Here is an 18,422-nt window from a genome sequence, read left to right as displayed (position 1 = left end):
TTTCTTATCCAACAGGGGGATAACGTAATTTCACACAACGCACCGTATGTCTCCCATTTCGCAATTCATCCGTCGTGGCACTTCCGTCCGGATCGCTCATTGTTGCTACAATGAAAGTACCATCCTCATTCTTTCCCCAATAACTGTCCGAAAAGAAATTATTGGGAAGCCCGTTGGTTCCGGCATTCAGGAAAACATAATTCATTTCTTTTCCTGTAGGCAATCTCCATCCACTGCCTAAATTTGCACATATAGAGGACGCATTTTCCTTCGTGACATTCGTTACATCTGAACTTGAGACTATAAAATCTGAAAGTTCAGGAGGACGAACATCAAGTGTACAGTTATAGCGATATTTTTTATTCTCTTTATAATCGTCTATGAGATTTCCCGATCCGTAACTTACATATGCCTTTCTGCCATTTGTATCATGTTCCTCTATGCACCATGCTTCAGCAGAATTAATCGCCCAATTTTCACGTATGGTAGCTAATCTCCAGCATCCTTTCCCTCTTGTTGCATCATTCTCATTTATCCCTTCAGGATAATATGCTCTACATCCAGTTTCCCGGGTGGCTCTTTTATAAAACTCATCATTATAAATACCCGTACGTATCCAGTTAGCCTCTTCCCAATATCCCATGGCTTCAGCCCAAGTAACAAGGTTATTTCCGACACGAATTGTTTCAGATCTATAAAGTTGCAGATTAAGTTCAACAGATGCGGTACCCGATTTTAATGTAGTTACATATATAATATCATTACCAGTATTCCAATTTCCACGTCTGAACCCGACGCGACCGCTTTTCTTTGTCACGTCATCATATTCTATTGTCATCTGCAGTTGATTACCGATTGTCACCTCATCGGGAAGTTTCACTTCAACCGGAGCGTTACAAGCAAAACGCACATACGAGTAAAAGCGTAAAGACTTTACTTCGACCGTCTTTTTGTTGACTGCAAGAAAACTAGCTCCCGTTATTTCAATCGGAACATTGACTTCCGACCATCCGGAAACGTTGGATTTCACTTCAAGGGACTCCTCCCCATAACCGGTAATCGCTTTAATATTCAAACTATAATGCCTGTTGCGGGTTATATTCCATTCTGTAGAATGTGAATCAATTGAATTCATCGCATCACCAATCGGCAAAGTATATATACGGGTGATTCCTCTTGATGTCCCTTTAATGCGCAATACCATTCTGTAAATCTCATCCATCGGCAGATATTCCGGCAAATATATATCACCGGATGACCATGTGAAATGATTCTGTTCTGCACTGCTATTTTCTAGTGAAAAAACGCGGTTATCTAGAAACCCCTCTTCTATCCTGTATTTACAGGAAGCCAGATAACTATACTTTGGAATACGAAGTAACTCCATAGACTCAAGATTAACGAATTCACCTGTAGGGTTTCCATTTTCACAAATCTCCGTACTAAGGTCAAACTTCACACTTAACTTGGCAATCACTCGTTGCAACTTTATCTCCAGTTTTGAAACAGAAGCGGATGCCCCTTCCGGATATATCTCATTTTTACTCCGTACATTCACATTAAGCAACTGCCGGAAAAATACAAATTTTGAAGCACTCAGGCTGCTTTCCGTATTCATCTGAATATTTTTCAATTCTTCAGGGCTATTGATTCCCGAAAGATCTACCGGTTCATTTCCTATCACATAAATATCATTGTATCCTATATAGGTAATGGCAACATAATCTTCATTTACATCTATCAATTGATTGCTGACTAAAACTTTAGGGCCGTAAGGATTGGAAGTACGTGTCGAGAAAATAATAACACGCAATTGTGATACCTCATTTTCATCCCCTGCAACAAGTTTCGGCATGATACTGACAGGAATTTCCTTGCCTTCCCCCTGGCCATTACTATCGGAAGATGCTTCTATTCCGTCAGTACAAGCAGTAAGCAGATATAATAATGTCACAACGAAGCTATATATATAAACTAATTTCAGTCTCATTCTCTCGTTTAATTATAAAGTATCACATTTCCGTATCCTGCAATATGATTGTCCACCCTGATACGGTAACAGCCGTTTGCATATAAGTATCCGTGTCACCGTCCAGATCATCTATAAGCGATATTTCTACTTCATACACATCTTGCCGGTCAAGTTCCGACTGGATGCGGGTATATGGATGCATCCGGATAAGTTCGACTAAGTCAGAACGGTAGAGTTCTTTGGCTGTGCCGTCCTGCATCAAACGTTCTATCAGTAGCGTCAATTTTTCCCCTTCCACCAAACGCATCAAAGAAAAAACGCCTGCAAATTGATTCCATGCATCATTATTTACGCCCTGATATGGATAATATGTCAATTCGTTGCCCGAAGCAACTACAGAATTATCAAATTTATAGGTCGCCCCTTTGGGATCAAGTACACGGACACGCACGCCATCCGCACAGCGGTGAATACATGGTATTCCGCTTTTTTCAAACCACTTCACATTCAGATGCAAATGATTCTCATTCTTTATAAGTGAAAGAACTTCAGTGTGTTCCTTCACATCGTTTACTTCTACTTGTTTCATAGCATGAAAAACAGGAGTCAGTCTATGGTTCACGCTACGGTCTTCAGCTGCGTTGAGTGATAATAACACCTGCTCAAGCGTAGTTTGTCCGGCAATAAAGGCCGGTTGTAAAGTCACTTCATCAGTCAAGTTTCCCCATGCCACCAACGTATAGCTACCGGCAGAAAGTTCCGGGTCAATCCGAAAATCTTTCGGGAAAGGCGTCCCTTTACGAGTTATACATTTCAAAAAACATCCGGCTGCATCAAATACATACAAGTCTATTTGCTGTACGTCAATGTTGAAGCGATCGGGACAAGTATTGTCCATGTGATGAACATATTCGAAAGCCACCTGGAAACTTCCCTGCGGACAATCGGAAAAATCTTCATTAACGCATCCTGTAATAAGCCATAATAGCATTGATATGTATACCACCATCCTTCTTTTCCGGTAAAATGTACTATGCATGTTAAATTGTTATTGAGAGGGATTTTAGATTCTTTTACCGGGGACAATGCCCCGGCAAAAGAATCCGTTAAAATCTATTTTTAATGAACCGGCAGACTAATAGCAATTACATTCCCAGTTCTGCATCCTGTTCAACTTTCGTCCATGGTTCCACTGTGATATGTGCCTGCATGTACGTTTTCTGGTTGATGGGATCTGTCGGGTCCACGGTAACATCTTCATCATCGGGATAACCGATTGAAGTAATTTTTGAGATATTTACATTGTAAAAACGGTTGCGCATTACCGAATAGAACAGGTTGTTGGCTTCCGTCTTTCCGTCCATATTATCTTCAACATTCACACGATAATAACAAGTACCTCCGGTGTACTGAAAAATACGTATTGTTCCTTCAATACTTTCCTTATAGCCCGGTAGTGCATTCTTGGGATGCGAATATTTCTTGATGGTAACAACTGAATAAATACCTTCAGAAGTAGAGAATGAGCTTCCATAATATACACTTACAGAATTTTCTATATCACCTTCGTCTACAGCACTTCCCTCGTCTACTGCATTTAACCATTTCTGTTTTCCGGCTTTATTCAAATAAGTCTTTAAAATCATGCCCAAGCCATAGTTTGCCAAGTTTCCACTAAAGTCTGCAGGAGCCGTATAAATCTGATTTTCCCATTCCGGGACAATAAAATATGGCGGTACATCTTTTCCTCCTGTAGTATAATCAGTTCCGTCTAATTTATTTTCGATACTAAGATTGCCACCATCATTTTTCACTTCAACAGCATTAATCATCACATTAGCCGCCGGAGCAAATACACCTTTCACCAACACATAAGTAGTATTTCCCCTTACCGGTGTCTGATTGGAGTTCTCCGGCAAATATATAGACTCTATAGCTTCCCCGTCAGCACTTGCTTTCAAATCCAAATTAGGCTCATTCACCTCGTCATAATATTTAGCGAAATCTGCAAATGTAGAGCTAGTATTGGTCATTGTATAAAACGGCGTAAGGAAACCATCAACATGATTATGCAGAAATATATAGCTCTGAACCGGAAGATTACGAACCGTAAAAGTCGGAGTAAGTAATTTGCCTAATGTATTACTTTCACTATCTTTCAATATCAAAGCATCCGCATTTGCATAAGTAGCCTGCAACTTAGCAGCAGCACGGGATATGAACACCTCCAAATGATTGTTTTTCTTCATTTCCGCCGAACTATCATACGCCGGTTTCGAGCAATCCTCAGCAGAAATCCCGGGATATAATGTGTATTCGGTTGCCTTCAATACGTTTGCCATCAGGAAACCATTGGTCGCCGCATTCCCATTACCGGATATTTTATCAAAATTACCGACACGCGATACAGCAACTGCTGTTTCTACACCTTTGGTATGAGCAATACGTCCTGCTTTCGTACAATGTGTCAAAGTAACAGCTTCAAATTGAGTAGTTGTAGTGGTAGACGTAATCCAGTCGTCTTGCATATTAGCTACTACATACACTTTCTTTTTACCGGAAGTTAGTTTCAATACAGCAGTGTGCTCCGTGCCATGTTCATCTACAGTAGCATTATCCGTCTTTGCTTCAAAGCTACCGGACTCATTGAAGATATAAGCCCGCAGATTTTTGATGTTTTTTTCTGTAGTAGTACCTTCATGTGTGTCACCCGTTGCACGTGCTACAACACCATCTTTGCCCAGTTTAAATGTAAACTTCGCCCAAGTAGGCTCTCCCTCTATGACTTCGGTATTACCATTGTCATCGCTTCTTTCTTCACCTAGCTTGTCCTCACTGCTACAAGCAGCAAACGTTATTGTTGCCAGCGCAAATACTCCGATTAGAAAATAATTCTTTCTCATTTTTGTCTTATGATTAAAAAATAAATTATTATATATTGAGATTTATATGGTTCCATTTTTCATCCGGTAATACACCTTGATGTATCCGGCTCGACGCAGTTGCGGAAAGAAGTGTTCTTCCAAATAACGATAGGGCACTCCTCTTTTCAAACGTTGCAACTGTCCCTCACGGCCTTTCATTATCGGAACTGAATCAATAATATTCAATACTTCCTTACGGTATTCCATATCAGAGTGTTCCACTTTATAACGTAGTTCTTCCCAGCCCTCATCACCATTCACAAGCGCAAAGCAACTATCCGCCAAAGCAATCCGGTCGGCTATATATTGCTTCAGCGCTTCAGCTCGTTTTCCAGACAATCGCTTGTTGAATTCAAAAGCCCCCTCGGGTGAGGAAAGCCCCAATAGCACTACGCGAGCTATCTCTACTTCGGGATCTTCACTAATACGGCGAATTACATCAATGATATGTTCCAGCACTCTCTCATTATCCAGATAATTGCTATCTATCTCTGCCTTTGCAAGCTTGAAATAAACAATCTGTGCTCCTTCCTGCTCGCCCGCCAGAATCCTTTTACCCGCTGAATAGTTATCTATGGGTTCTACAAATTTCTCTGTTTCAGCCAGTACTTCCGTAGCACATTTATGCGGTAACATTTCCGGTATTTCCACCTTATTCTTTATTTCCGGCTTAACAATAGAATATCCATCCGTCCGGTTCCACGTAAACAATTCCACCATATCCAACTCCTTTTTCATACAGCAATTTCCAAGTTGCCGCCATAACACTAACTTTGCCTGCCATATCCAAAGTTGATTGGCCAACATCGGAGTTGAACATGTTATTGTATTCCATTGCCGATTGGATACTGTATATATTAAGTCTTTCTCTGCTTTTGATGAGTGAAGCACTTTTTGTCTTCGAACTATTTTCTCCCGTATTTTGCCATTTACGCGTATGACAGGGAAAGCAAAAGAGTGATTTCCCTTTATATCTATCAATATAGGTGTAAGCAACAACTCATCATTTGCTTTTGTAATGCCGGGAGCAATCATCAAATGAAATCTCAAACTCACAGAATCACCTTGAGCATTCTTCTCTATAGAAAAATTATTGATCTTGATCGAATCATTATTTTGAGCGGAAACTGACATGACCGTTATACTCATAAAAAAGGAAAGTATTATAATCTGAAAACTATTCATTTGGGATATTATTTAAGTAAATATATGATAGATACAGCGGCACGTGTAGGCCCTAAATAATTACGGTTGTTTACGCTTAAACGCTTACCACATTCCTTACACGGGTATTTACTATAATGCAGGTGTGCATAGCCGATCCCTAATGTCCCTTCTATACTCCAATGTGGTGAAAGAATCCACTGATACCCATAACTGAATCCGAATCCGGCAAGATTTCCCTGTCTTCTAAAGTCACCTAGTCCCCAATATCGAATATTACTGACATTATATTGTCCATAAAACAAATGTCCGCCAAAGAAATGTCCATTGAACCGTTCACAAAGCCAATAGCGAAGCTCTGATTGTATCAACCAATGCTTCATTTTTCTATTGTTGGAACCATAACCATTCTTACCCAAAGGAAAAGGATTGTAGGCTCCCCACAAGTCAACAGTCAGTTTGGGAGATATCCCCCATTCCACCCCTATGTTTGGTGTTTGTAACAACCCGCCATAAAGTAAATTCGTTTTTACTGCTATATTTTGTGCTCTAACCGCAAAACATCCTAGCAAAGTAAATAGACCAATAAGTATGCCGGCTTTATTTCTTATACAATCATTCATTATATACAGTTTTTTCAAACTATTTCTTATGCATCTCTATTCCGTAATAGAGATGCATAATTACATATAAACAATAAACATTTAATTATCAACGAATTATATTACAGAAACTAATAACAGAATGTTTCAATATCATAATATAATGAATCATAACAAACAAAATAAATAATATTATTCTGATATATAATTCATTAAAAAAATAGATACTGAAACAATTGTGAAACAAACAGATAAGTAACAGACTAAACAATCAAAACAGTTATTGCCATGGAAACAAAACATACAAAAAGCGAACTTTTGTACATTGAAGAACATCAGTCATGTCAAAACTACATGACAACAATTGAAACCGGATTCAAATATCTTGAATTCGCCAAGAATGCAGCATTTGAAGAAGATAATACAACTAAAAATTATCTCCTGTTCTTCCTGAAAGGCGATTTCACCATAAGTTGCAACCAGTTTCATAACAAGTTGTTTCATGCTGGAGAAATGATACTCATCCCTCGTTCTTCCCGACTAAAAGGATTTGCGGGAACCGATTCAAGCCTGCTCTCCATGTTTTTCGATATACCTGCAGAGAACTGTGACAAGCTCATATTACAGTCTTTATCAAATGTATGCAACAACATTGAATATGACTTTTCACCAATTAAAATACGCTATCCATTAACACTATTTCTTGAAGTATTAACTCACTGCATCAAAAACGGAATGAGTTGCGCACACTTACACGGGCTGATGCAACGAGAGTTTTTCTTTCTTTTACGAGGGTTTTATGAAAAACAGGAGATTGCAGTATTATTCCACCCCATTATCGGAAAAGAAGTGGATTTTAAAGATTTTGTCATGCACAATCATACCAAAGTAGATAATATAGAGCAGCTTATCTCACTATCGAATATGGGAAGAAGCTGTTTTTTTACCAAATTCAATGAAGTGTTTGGTATGACAGCTAAACAGTGGATGCTGAAACAAAAGAACCAAAGAATATTGGAAAAAATGACGGAACCAGGAGTATGTATAAAAGATATCATTGAAGAATTGGGATTTGATTCGCAAGGTAACTTCAACCGTTACTGCAAACAACATTTCGGATGTACCCCCAAACAACTGATAGAGCAATGTCAGGCAACCAATCAAACGAGTTAGCCATTATTATCCCTATCGGTACAAAATGAATAAATTATTGGACTTTATGATAAATTCAATATTGAAAAATTTCATTTACTTTGCAGCGTGAAATATATTAAGAAACAAAGATATTTTAATATGATCTCTATTACGGAATAGATTACAATATTGCAAAGATAAATAAAAATATGATATATTCTAATTTTCAACAGATTATATTACAAATAATTATTTCATTTGGATAAGTTTGTAACGATGCTATTCACCTGATTGAGCATGAATACATCAAAATCCTTTAAATAGACGCGTGTCATTTCTTCCGAAGTGTGTCCAAGTCCGGCACTAATCACAGAAATCGGAGCTCCATAGTCACGTGCGAGGGTAGCCCAGGTATGGCGTGCAGTATATGTCGTCAACGGTACTTCAATATCAGCTACAACAGCGATTTTCTTCAAATGCCGGTTAATACGGCCCAACGCCAAACGATACTGTTTGTATCCAGAAGCATATTCACCGCTGATTATCGGAAAGAGATACTCATTTTCTGTCTTATATTTATCTATCAAGCCCTGCATCTGCGGAGTCACCACTATACGAATCAACTGTTTCGACTTATGACGGGAATAGGTCAGCACACCATTGCAAATATCGGTTTTCTTCAAAAGGACAATATCGACAAAAGCCATTCCCTGCGCATAAAAGCTGAACAGATACAGATCGCGGGTAAATTCCAGTTCTGGTTCATTCTCCAAATTCAAGTCCGCCAAATTCTGCATATCCGTCCGTGACAAAGCGCGTTTCACAGTCTTCGCCGGACGGGTCTGCGCTTTAGCAAACGGATATTCGCCACGGGGATGATAGCCGTCCGTTACCGCCTGGTTATACAAAGAGCGCAAGTTGCGCAGATAATAACTTACCGTATTGCCGGAAGCACCGTTACTATACAGGAAATCCTCATATCTCCTGACGAACGCCAAATCAACCTCCGACATCCGCACATCGGGGCGACTTATAAATTTTGCCAACGACGAACGAGTACTCTTGTAGGCCGCAGCCATTCCCACTTTCTTCAGTTCCTGCTTCCGTTCAATCTGCGTATTGATATATCGCAATAAATAAAACTGTGGTTTTCCTGTACCAAAAGCATTTTGAGCCAGAATATCCTCCACTGTAAATTCTTCCCTTGTTCGCTCAAGCTGCCTGATCCGTGTATCAATCTGATTCCGCATCTTCCGTAGCTCGCGGTTCATTTTCACGACCTCCGTAGCCGTAAAAGTAGAACTTACGCCATTCATAATCTTCCCTTCCAGCTCGTCAAACACCTCTTCTTTCATCCGGTAACCTGTATACAGTAACTTTTTTCTCCGATTGTGTATCACCTGAAATACTAAAGGGTAACTACCATTATTCAATATCCTGCTCTTGTTCAGCATAAGTTTCACTGATGTTATCATATCTTGCTTTTTTTGTTTGAGACGTAAAAGTACAAAGTTCACCTTACTTATCAGAACTATTTTTCCGCCTGTTACGCAAGAAACAAGAAATGGAATAAAAAGTTTTTCTACTTTAAGAATAGTTATCTGATAAATATAGTTAAAATACACGTTCTAGTAATCAGTATATTTTTATTACATATCTCCAATATGCATACGCATAAATTAGATATGTATATCATTTATAATATTTCTTTACACAACACAAAGAATACCGCTATTCTTTCTTTTGAAAAATCAGAATATTAGGCATAGCTTTGCACGATGGATTTTAGGGAGCCGTCCGTTCCTTTAAAAGGAAGAGGTCATTCCTCGGTGTGCAACGGGTCGTTCCTTTTAAAGGAACGGCCCGTTGGTTTTAAAGGAAAAACCGGCATTTGTAACCATTTGAATTTCAACTTCTTACTGAATTAAAATTCCGTCCCCGTAACCCATGGGATTTTTTCCAACAAACACGACAGAATCTGCCGCACGAAGCGGCAATCAGTATACAACAAATTTCAACAATCCAAAATTCAATTCCCATGGTTACAGTCACGTTTGCCATCAAGCCATATCTGGCGAGGTATATGTATGTCCGATACGGACAAAGTTTAGAACTTCAATCGCACAACAATCCACCTTCAAGGCTCCCCACTCCAATCCACCTCTCCCACCTCACTCCCATTTATCACTTCCTGCATCAATTATCCGTTCCTCATCCGCAAGGCGTCTCCTGGAAAGAGACAGGAAATATCTGTTTTGTTCTTCCCAGCCCAAGGCAAGGGAAGAATCCGGAAGTTTATAATTATTTCGGGCAGGACAGTATCTTTATTATCGAAAAGGAAATTGAGGTGGAAATGAAAGCGGAGCTTTATTCATTCCTGTTGGAAAATAAGTTCAAAAATGGAGTGATGTATATAAAGTCAATGCATGAGTTTGTGATAAAGTATGATATGGCGGAGTCGGTGGAAGAGGAAAGTTTGATGAGAGGGTTTCAGAGGTGGAGAAAGAAAATGAAAGTTTAATAAGACTAATAAGCAAATATCCCTAAGTGATAAGCTACAGCATATATACCCATAGTAATTATTCAAGATAAAATCAAATGCGATTTGGAATATTTTTCATTCCACATATGATAGAAAACATCCAAAAGCTTTGGAATATAATATTGTTTCAATAATTTTGTAAATTCAATTTTTAAATTAAATACTATGTACACACTAACAGAGATTAGAGAAGAGTTAAAAATTAAAGAACGTTCTGTAAATGATTTAATTAGATACATAAAAACAAGAACGGACGATAATCCCAATTATAGTCTATTATTAGGAGCCGGATGTTCTGTAAGGTATAAATTAAAACTACATAAAACTTCAAGTCCCCGTATAAATTATAGAATCGCTATATAAATCTAATAAGTTTATAGCGATTCTCTGTTTATACAGAACTAGGAAGGGGGCTTACATTACAACTGTCTCAAATCAAACGCATAACTATAATCAATCAAGCTATGCTGTTTTTCATTTTGACGCCACGCTTCTTCAGCATGACTCATTTCTGAAATTTCATTAGCCTTACTCTTCTCAAAATGAACTAATACACATTGTAAAACCTCTAATTCTTCAACTGTAAATAAAGATTGTTCAAATTGCTCAACAGTTGTAATTATACTTCCAGAATAACCATTTCCCAAATTTATGATTTCCTTTTTTAATCCGTCCAAGTTCTCATATATAGTACTATAACGCACAGGAACAGGCCCATAACTTATAGCTTGGTATTGTAATCCGCTAATACCTTTACCATATTTCTTATAGGAAAGAAAATCAGAATAAAATAATAATTTATTTAGTTTTGTTTCAAAAACTCCTTGTAATGCAGATGCAAAAAAGACAATAATCTGCTTAACCTTCTCGGGAATGACAGAAGCATACCCATTCATACTTGAACGTAAAGACAAATGGTTGTGAAATATAAATTCATTTATTTTATTCTCAAAACAGGAATTATTTAATAACAGTTCCTTTACCCTTTTTTCAATTTTAAGTATCTCATCATTGGGAAACTGATTTTGAGCAAGTTTCAGAATTTCCAAAAAGAAATGAGGATCTTTCAAAGCTGAAATCATTTTTCCATTAGACACACTAGGCGTCTCTCCTTCTTCGTATTTTCTATATTGGTTATCGCCAAAACCTAAAAGTTTAGACATTCGAAGTGCAGATATACCATATAATTCCCGGACTCTTTTTATTTCATCCGGAAATGGTATCGCATATTTCTGACGATACAAATTATAAACTTGATTCATATTCAGTTGATCAAGTTCAGTTGTAGTAAACTCTTCATTTGTATCCTTACATCTATAAAAATGATATACTATCTCAAAATTGTCTTTTCGAAATTCAAATGATTGCTTCTCATGACACAATGCAGCGTCACCACCTGTAAACGGACTTTTCATAACTTCTACTTTTTATTTTTGAAAGGATGTTCTATTTTTCTCTCTGCCAAATGAAAGGAGACACAGATTGGAGAATTTGCTCCAGTACCTTTACTTATTTTGATATAAACCTCCTTTTTATCTACGGACTTGCCAAACTTCCAAAGTTCTCCCATATAATTCAACTTATCTTCCGTAGGACCTTTATAATAGTCCTCAACTGTCAAAGACATTATTATCTTTTCACGCATAATTGCCGAAATCTCCAAATCAAGCAAAGCTTGCATATTCTTCTTTCTATCTATGCGAAAGATAATCCCGAAAACCCTAGCCTTATCTTTAAATTCTTTCAAGAATTTATCGACTGTTTCTATATCCATATCTAAAATATCTTTATGCAAAGATATGAATAATGTAGTATAACACAACAAACATTCAACTTTAAAGTTGAAAAAGAACTATTAAAAGACTATATATTCAAGATATATTGATATTAGTCCGAAAAATTCAACTCGAATCTATTTTCCTACCTTTACAAAATTAAACATCATAAGAATTATAAAGATATGACGATTCCATACTAAACTCGAAATATTTTCACTACATTCACAGCATGAAATGCAGAATTATACTCGAACTATTAGTAATTCTCTTTTTTACAGGATGTTATAACAGAGAACAGATTTCCCGGCTTGATGAGGCGGAAGCACTGTTACAAAATAAGCCGGATAGTGCCTTAACAATATTACAACAACTCAAATCGGAAGGCGGCCAGGCTGAACAGGCCAGGTATGCGTTGCTTTATTCAGAGGCTTTAGACAAAAATCACATCAAAGTAACCAATGATTCGCTCATTCGCCAGGCTTGGAGCCATTATAAACATCATCCCAAAGATTTACGCCGCCAATGCAAAACTCTCTATTATTGGGGACGGGTTAAACTGCGCGCAGGAGACAAACCGGGAGCGTTACGTCTTTTCCTAGAAATTGAAGAGAAACTGAAAGATACCAATGAGCCTTATTATGCAGGGCTTTTATACAGTCAAATCGGTGAAGTGTATTATGACCAAATGAACTATAGCCGGGCTTATCATTATTTTCGTGAAGCTCGCAATAACTTCCGGCAGACTGATAACACTCGTGAAGAAACAGAGGCAACTCTCGATATGGCAGCCGTAACTTTCAATTCAAAAGATATGGAGAAAGCCATGCGACTCTATTCTGCCGCACTCGATTTGGCTGATGAGCACAAGTACAATAAGTTAGCCAAAGCCAGTCTCACCAATCTTGCTTCTCTCTATGTGGTGTCAGGCAAGAAACAAATTCCTCATGACCTACTGCAACGCATCGAACTCTCTGCCCGGCAAGATACGTTATACGGATACCATACATTAGTAGATGTGAATCTACTAAAAAACCGTATAGACAGCGCACGCTACTATCTGGCACTTGCAGAAACACATTCCACCGATATACGTGACATGGCAGACCTGCAATACACCGCTTATCGGATTGAAGCGCAGGCCAGAAACTTCGAGAAAGCGACAGAGAAGATACACCATTATATCTATCTGACTGACTCGCTGACACGTTCAAATATGCAATTCTCCGCCGGTATGGTGGAACGTGACTATTTCAAGGAACGCTCCAAATTTGCCGAATACCGGATGAAGAACCGTACTACCTGGGAGATTACCATAGCAAGCGTAATTTTTCTAATAATAGGGGTAGCATACTACATCATCCGTCAACGTCTGCGCCTGCAACGCGAACGTACCGACCGCTACCTGCTATTGGCGGAAGAAGCCAACGCCCAATACAAAACCCTGACAGAACATATGGAAGGACAGCGCAATGCAGAAAGCCATTTAAAAGGTTTGATAGCTTCACGATTCGACATCATTGACAAACTGGGAAAGACTTACTATGAACGTGAGAATACCGAATCGCAACAAGCAGCCATGTTCCACGAAGTGAAACAGATTATCACCGATTTTGCAGAGAACAATGCAATGTTGCAAGAACTGGAACTTATCGTAAATACCTGCCATGATAATGCAATGGAGAAGTTGCGGAATGAATTTTCGTCAATGAAAGAAGCTGACATACGACTGCTTTGTTATATTTTTGTAGGTTTCTCTCCACAAGTAATCAGTTTGTTTATGAAAGATACGGTAGCTAATGTATATGCTCGCAAGTCACGGCTCAAATCACGTATCAAATCGGCAGAAACGGCCAATAAAGAGTTGTTTTTAGCACTTTTCGGATAGGTGTTAGACCTGTGTTAGAAATCTTAGAATACATCTTTCATAATCCATTGAATATCAATATACTTTAAATCAAAGTGTTAGATTTGCGAGATTGCATCACAACCCGAATTTGATGCAATCTTATTACTTTTGCATTCGAAAAATTAGAAAAAAGAAAAGATTATGAAGAAGATTGTTATTCTATTAAGCGCCATGCTTTTCATGGTAGCATGCGAAAAAGGAAACGAAGAAATGAAAGAAGCAAAAGTAGTGGTATCCGTTTATGATGAGAATGGAAAAATTGCAACGGGCGTTCCCGTAAAAATGTATAATGAAAAGGATTATAAGGTTTTTGAAAAAGATAATTTAACTTTGCCAACTGCAATCATACAGACAAATGAAAGTGGTATGGCCACCTTTGTACTGCCACGAGAGGAATGGTTTGCAACGCAGTCGCAACGGTTCCTGACATTCGTGGTACAAGAAGGGGGCGGCCCTAACAACTATCAGATATGGTCTTCCGGCAAAACCGTAGAAGCCGGAAAAGCCGTAAAAGTAGAAATACGTTTAACCCAATTCCCTAACTAAGCCTTTATCACATGAAGCAAACTAGACTTTATATAATTACAGCACTTTGCCTGCAAATGTTTTTGGGAACAATATTACTAAGTTGCAGCACCGAAAATGACGAATACAGGAAAGATTCACCTTCGGCAGCAAATCCTGTTGAACCCATAGAGGCTTCACTTGAAGATTTCTTCATAGAACAGCTACCCTCAAAAACAATTTATGCATTAGGAGAGAATATAGACTTAACCGGCCTTAACGTGACAGGAAAATATGATGACGGGAAACAACGGCCTGTAAAAGTTACCCCGGAACAGATCAGCGGTTTCTCTTCATCCACGCCTGTCGAAAAACAAGAAGTAACCATCACACTGGAAGGAAAACAGAAAAGCTTTTCTGTTCAGGTTTCACCCGTCCGTATAGAAAACGGAGTATTGACGGAAATATTGAAAGGATACAATGAAATCATACTTCCCAATAGCGTGAGATCAATCCCGAAAGCTGCCTTCAGCAACAGCCAAACAGCAAAGGTAGTACTCAATGAAGGATTAAAATCGATTGGAGATATGGCTTTCTTCAATTCGGCCATTCAGGAAATAGTATTTCCATCAAGCCTGGAACAGATGGAGGAAAACATTTTCTACTATTGCCGGAATTTGAAAAAAGCAGATTTAAGCCAAACGAAACTCACCAAACTTCCCGCCAGCACTTTTGTATATGCGGGCGTTGAAGAAGTGCTGCTGCCTGCGACACTAAAAGAAATCGGAGCACAGGCATTCCTTAAGACATCTCAACTGAAAACGATTGAGATTCCGGAAAATGTAAAAACAATCGGATTGGAAACATTCCGGGAAAGTAGCGTTACAACCGTGAAGTTACCGAACGGCGTTACAACCATGGCGCAAAGAGCCTTTTATTACTGCCCGGAATTGGCGGAAGTGACCACCTACGGGAGTACTTTCAATGATGACCCCGAAGCTATGATCCACCCCTATTGTCTTGAAGGATGTCCGAAATTGGCTCGCTTCGAAATACCTGAAAGTATTCGGATATTGGGACAGGGATTACTGGGTGGTAATAGGAAAGTGACCCAATTAACCATTCCGGCAAACGTCACACAGATTAATTTTTCGGCTTTCAATAATACAGGTATTAAAGAAGTAAAGGTAGAAGGGACAACACCTCCGCAGGTATTTGAAAAAGTATGGTACGGATTTCCGGATGATATTACCGTCATTCGTGTTCCTGCCGAATCTGTGGAAAAATATAAGAACGCAAATGGTTGGAGGGATTTCACAAACAAGATAACAACGTTCTAACAGTTCTCCAGTTTTTCGATTATAATCGAATAAAGTTGGTTTAATATCGACTTTTCCGGTTATAATCGAAATAACTTAAGAAAACACTATATTTTCGATAATAGCCGGAAAAATCAGTACTATTAGTTTATCTATTTAAATCTCCCCATTCACCCCCAAGCCGAACAGAGCAAAATCGCCCAGACAAGGATCATCCGGAAAGACTGTAGCCAATGCTGCCGTTATCTGACGGGCATTTTTCAAAGAAAAAGTTTCCGTATCCGTCAACTTGAAATAATGTGCTACCCGGCATACATGTGTATCTAAAGGAACAATCAAATCTCTGCGATCAAAACTTTCCCAAATCCCCAAATCGACCTCCGAATCCCGACGAATCATCCAACGCAAAAACATATTCAGTTTCTTTTGAGGACTTTTGGCAGAAACTTCAAGAAATGCACATAACTTTTCCATTGGTATTCCGGGATATAACATCAAAGCTTCCTCCAGACTTTCAAACTGTGTATAAGCTATATATAATCGCCGAAAGTATCCATAAAAATCAGCATACGACAACATCCGATAAAAGCTATTGGTTGCTCCTGAAGGAAAATCCTTCTCCCACTGGCAGGACAATACATACTGATAAGGCGAATCTCCCATTAGCCCGTGCAATTCGTCCGCTTTCTTCAAGATCTGTTTGCGATTGCCAAAACTCATAATCGCTGTCAGCAAACCGCTGACTTCGATATCCTGTTTCAGCGTATAACGATGGGGAAACTGCACCGGATCGCTTTGTATAAAGTCTGCGCGATGATACATCTCCGCACACATTAAAAGTTTATTCTTTATATCTTCAGTCATTTCGAGAAAGTATCAAGTATTGAAAGTACAAAAATACATATTCTAGTTGGATTTCCTCTTTAAGTAAATGATAGATTGTATCCCTAATAAAATAACAAACAAATATTCTGCCGTCATATACACAGTCAGAGAAGCATGAAAACATTCACTTAACAGATACAGATAAATCAAATATACAAGAATGGTGATTAACTGGAAGATAAAGGCGAGCTTCGTCTTTCCTGTACCGGTAACAGCATTGATATAAACATATCCGGGCAGTGCAAAAGCATAATTCAACAGCATAACTATAAAAGGATAGAAAGCTAGTCTCACCAGATTATCGTTATTCGTATAAAATCCGATAACCCATTGGTTACCCCAAAGAGCCATAACTATCAATGGCCCCCCCACGGCATAACCCAACCTAAGAACTTTATGGCAAACGGGAAAAAGTTCCTTCCCCTGCCCCGCCCCAATTAGATTGCTGACTAATGAACCAGTAGTGGATGCAAAAGAGTTGACAATCACAAAAAAGACGGTAGAAACACTACGAGTAATATTGGAAATAGCAAGCTCTGTCCTTCCCAGATGCTCGATAGCAACGAAGAACAGAAACCAGGGAGCAACGCTGACAAAAGAGTGAAGCATACTCCATACAGATATCCTCAACAACTTTATTAACACTTTCCCATCATAAACGACCTTCAGCCCATATTTCACTTTATCTACCCTCACCCACATATATAATAGGAGTACGATAAAAGCTCCGAACTCTGCCAAAGAAGAAGCCATCGCCGCCCCGGATATACCCAGATTCAGTTTGAATATCAGCAGATAGTTAAAAGGAATATTGATACAGATAGCCATGATAGCTGCCACGGACAATGCTTTGGTCGTTGTTATCCCTACCAGAAAAGACCGGAAAGCTAAAAAAGGAAATGAGAATAACAAACCGAAGCTACGCCAATCCAGATAATGAATCACTGCCTGATAAATTTCATCCGAAGTTATCAACCGGCGCAGGATCAAGGGAGAAGCCAAATGGAGCAATAGGCAAAGAATGACTGCCATCCCCGACAGGAAATATACTCCCTGAAAAAATGTACGTCCCGTCTCTTTATAATGTTGTTCCCCATTTCTCCGGGCAATCATTACCTGCAGCCCGATGCTGAATCCGAAGCCCAACATATAAACAGCTAAATAATAGATTCCGGCAAGCGCAGAAGCTCCCAGTTCGACTTCTCCCACATGCCCCAGGAAAATAGCGTCGGTAATATTGATTAATTGTTCCATCAGAATGCTCATCATCACAGGAAAGTTGATGAGCCATATTTGCTTATATGTATAATTCATTGCTCAACTTAAAAATAACACGATACGGCATACCGTATTCCCATAGCAGCACACAGTTTCGCAAGTTTATAAAAATGGATATAAAACTCTTTGGCAGGCGAGTAGTTGCCTGTCAGATAGCTGAATAGCCTTATTAGAAATGATGCTATTCGTTGAGCGTAGCTAGATACAGAGTTTCATAAATGAATGAATATTGCTGGTTTCTCAATCAATTACGCAACAAAGATAAGAAATCTTATTTTCATATCCCAATTTGGTATGGTATTAGCAGATTACTTATAGTAAGGATATGCATCAGAAGCATCAATTACGACATTAACAAATTGATTTATAAAGATATACCGGATTCGAAAGTAAAAGAATGATGATAAGATATCT

Annotated in this window: 15 protein-coding genes; 5 read left to right on the top strand and 10 right to left on the bottom strand. The window is 38.7% G+C overall.

Annotated elements, in window-relative coordinates; all coding sequences use genetic code 11:
- Positions 1 to 4 precede the first annotated feature (4 nt).
- The 5 genes from BXY_RS08475 to BXY_RS08455 form a co-directional block, all read right to left on the bottom strand.
- On the bottom strand, positions 5 to 1,990 hold the full coding sequence (locus BXY_RS08475) for a hypothetical protein (protein WP_015531685.1): 1,986 nt from the start codon (positions 1,988 to 1,990) through the stop codon (positions 5 to 7).
- A 22-nt stretch (positions 1,991 to 2,012) separates the two neighbouring features.
- Complete coding sequence (locus BXY_RS08470) at positions 2,013 to 3,011, bottom strand: FimB/Mfa2 family fimbrial subunit (RefSeq protein ID WP_134993524.1); 999 nt, start codon at positions 3,009 to 3,011, stop codon at positions 2,013 to 2,015.
- 106 nt (positions 3,012 to 3,117) lie between these two features.
- Positions 3,118 to 4,875 carry an Mfa1 family fimbria major subunit gene (locus BXY_RS08465; protein ID WP_008645032.1) on the bottom strand — a complete coding sequence of 586 codons (1,758 nt, stop codon included), beginning with the start codon at positions 4,873 to 4,875 and terminating at the stop codon, positions 3,118 to 3,120.
- A 42-nt stretch (positions 4,876 to 4,917) separates the two neighbouring features.
- Positions 4,918 to 6,081, bottom strand: a complete 1,164-nt coding sequence (locus BXY_RS08460) for a DUF3868 domain-containing protein (RefSeq protein ID WP_008645030.1) — start codon at positions 6,079 to 6,081, stop codon at positions 4,918 to 4,920.
- A gap of 8 nt (positions 6,082 to 6,089) precedes the next feature.
- Positions 6,090 to 6,683: a DUF3575 domain-containing protein gene (locus BXY_RS08455; RefSeq protein WP_008645028.1), complete on the bottom strand. Its 594-nt coding sequence runs from the start codon at positions 6,681 to 6,683 to the stop codon at positions 6,090 to 6,092.
- A 267-nt stretch (positions 6,684 to 6,950) separates the two neighbouring features.
- On the opposite strand from BXY_RS08455, the gene BXY_RS08450 reads away from it, so the two are divergent.
- Complete coding sequence (locus BXY_RS08450) at positions 6,951 to 7,835, top strand: helix-turn-helix transcriptional regulator (RefSeq protein WP_004315879.1); 885 nt, start codon at positions 6,951 to 6,953, stop codon at positions 7,833 to 7,835.
- Positions 7,836 to 8,050: 215 nt separating this feature from the next.
- On the opposite strand, the gene BXY_RS08445 is transcribed toward BXY_RS08450, so the two are convergent.
- On the bottom strand, positions 8,051 to 9,271 hold the full coding sequence (locus tag BXY_RS08445) for a site-specific integrase (protein WP_134993680.1): 1,221 nt from the start codon (positions 9,269 to 9,271) through the stop codon (positions 8,051 to 8,053).
- A 563-nt stretch (positions 9,272 to 9,834) separates the two neighbouring features.
- Here BXY_RS08445 and BXY_RS08440 point away from each other — a divergent pair.
- Positions 9,835 to 10,317, top strand: a complete 483-nt coding sequence (locus tag BXY_RS08440; protein ID WP_008649850.1) for a hypothetical protein — start codon at positions 9,835 to 9,837, stop codon at positions 10,315 to 10,317.
- 440 nt (positions 10,318 to 10,757) lie between these two features.
- On the opposite strand, the gene BXY_RS08435 is transcribed toward BXY_RS08440, so the two are convergent.
- Together BXY_RS08435 and BXY_RS08430 are read right to left on the bottom strand one after the other, a co-directional pair.
- Entirely contained in the window at positions 10,758 to 11,753 is a 996-nt protein-coding gene (locus BXY_RS08435) for a type II toxin-antitoxin system antitoxin SocA domain-containing protein (protein WP_008774571.1), read from the bottom strand.
- Between the two features lie 5 nt (positions 11,754 to 11,758).
- Positions 11,759 to 12,112, bottom strand: a complete 354-nt coding sequence (locus BXY_RS08430; protein WP_008649839.1) for a type II toxin-antitoxin system MqsR family toxin — start codon at positions 12,110 to 12,112, stop codon at positions 11,759 to 11,761.
- Positions 12,113 to 12,345: 233 nt separating this feature from the next.
- Here BXY_RS08430 and BXY_RS08425 point away from each other — a divergent pair, with 233 nt between their 5' ends.
- The 3 genes from BXY_RS08425 to BXY_RS08415 all read left to right on the top strand — a co-directional run bounded on the left by BXY_RS08425 (position 12,346) and on the right by BXY_RS08415 (position 15,866).
- Positions 12,346 to 14,001: a tetratricopeptide repeat protein gene (locus tag BXY_RS08425; protein WP_015531682.1), complete on the top strand. Its 1,656-nt coding sequence runs from the start codon at positions 12,346 to 12,348 to the stop codon at positions 13,999 to 14,001.
- A 162-nt stretch (positions 14,002 to 14,163) separates the two neighbouring features.
- Positions 14,164 to 14,568 (top strand): hypothetical protein, encoded by a 405-nt coding sequence (locus tag BXY_RS08420; RefSeq protein ID WP_008649835.1) that lies wholly within the window; start codon positions 14,164 to 14,166, stop codon positions 14,566 to 14,568.
- A gap of 11 nt (positions 14,569 to 14,579) precedes the next feature.
- Positions 14,580 to 15,866, top strand: coding sequence for a leucine-rich repeat protein (locus tag BXY_RS08415; protein ID WP_008774574.1), 1,287 nt, complete (start codon positions 14,580 to 14,582; stop codon positions 15,864 to 15,866).
- 135 nt (positions 15,867 to 16,001) lie between these two features.
- On the opposite strand, the gene BXY_RS08410 is transcribed toward BXY_RS08415, so the two are convergent.
- On the bottom strand, positions 16,002 to 16,709 hold the full coding sequence (locus tag BXY_RS08410) for a TIGR02757 family protein (RefSeq protein WP_008774575.1): 708 nt from the start codon (positions 16,707 to 16,709) through the stop codon (positions 16,002 to 16,004).
- Between the two features lie 42 nt (positions 16,710 to 16,751).
- Positions 16,752 to 18,044 (bottom strand): MATE family efflux transporter, encoded by a 1,293-nt coding sequence (locus BXY_RS08405; protein WP_015531680.1) that lies wholly within the window; start codon positions 18,042 to 18,044, stop codon positions 16,752 to 16,754.
- Positions 18,045 to 18,422 lie beyond the last annotated feature (378 nt).

This window comes from Bacteroides xylanisolvens XB1A (genome assembly GCF_000210075.1).
GTDB classification, from domain to species: Bacteria; Bacteroidota; Bacteroidia; order Bacteroidales; family Bacteroidaceae; genus Bacteroides; species Bacteroides xylanisolvens.
This window is presented reverse-complemented; position numbering and strand designations above follow the sequence as displayed.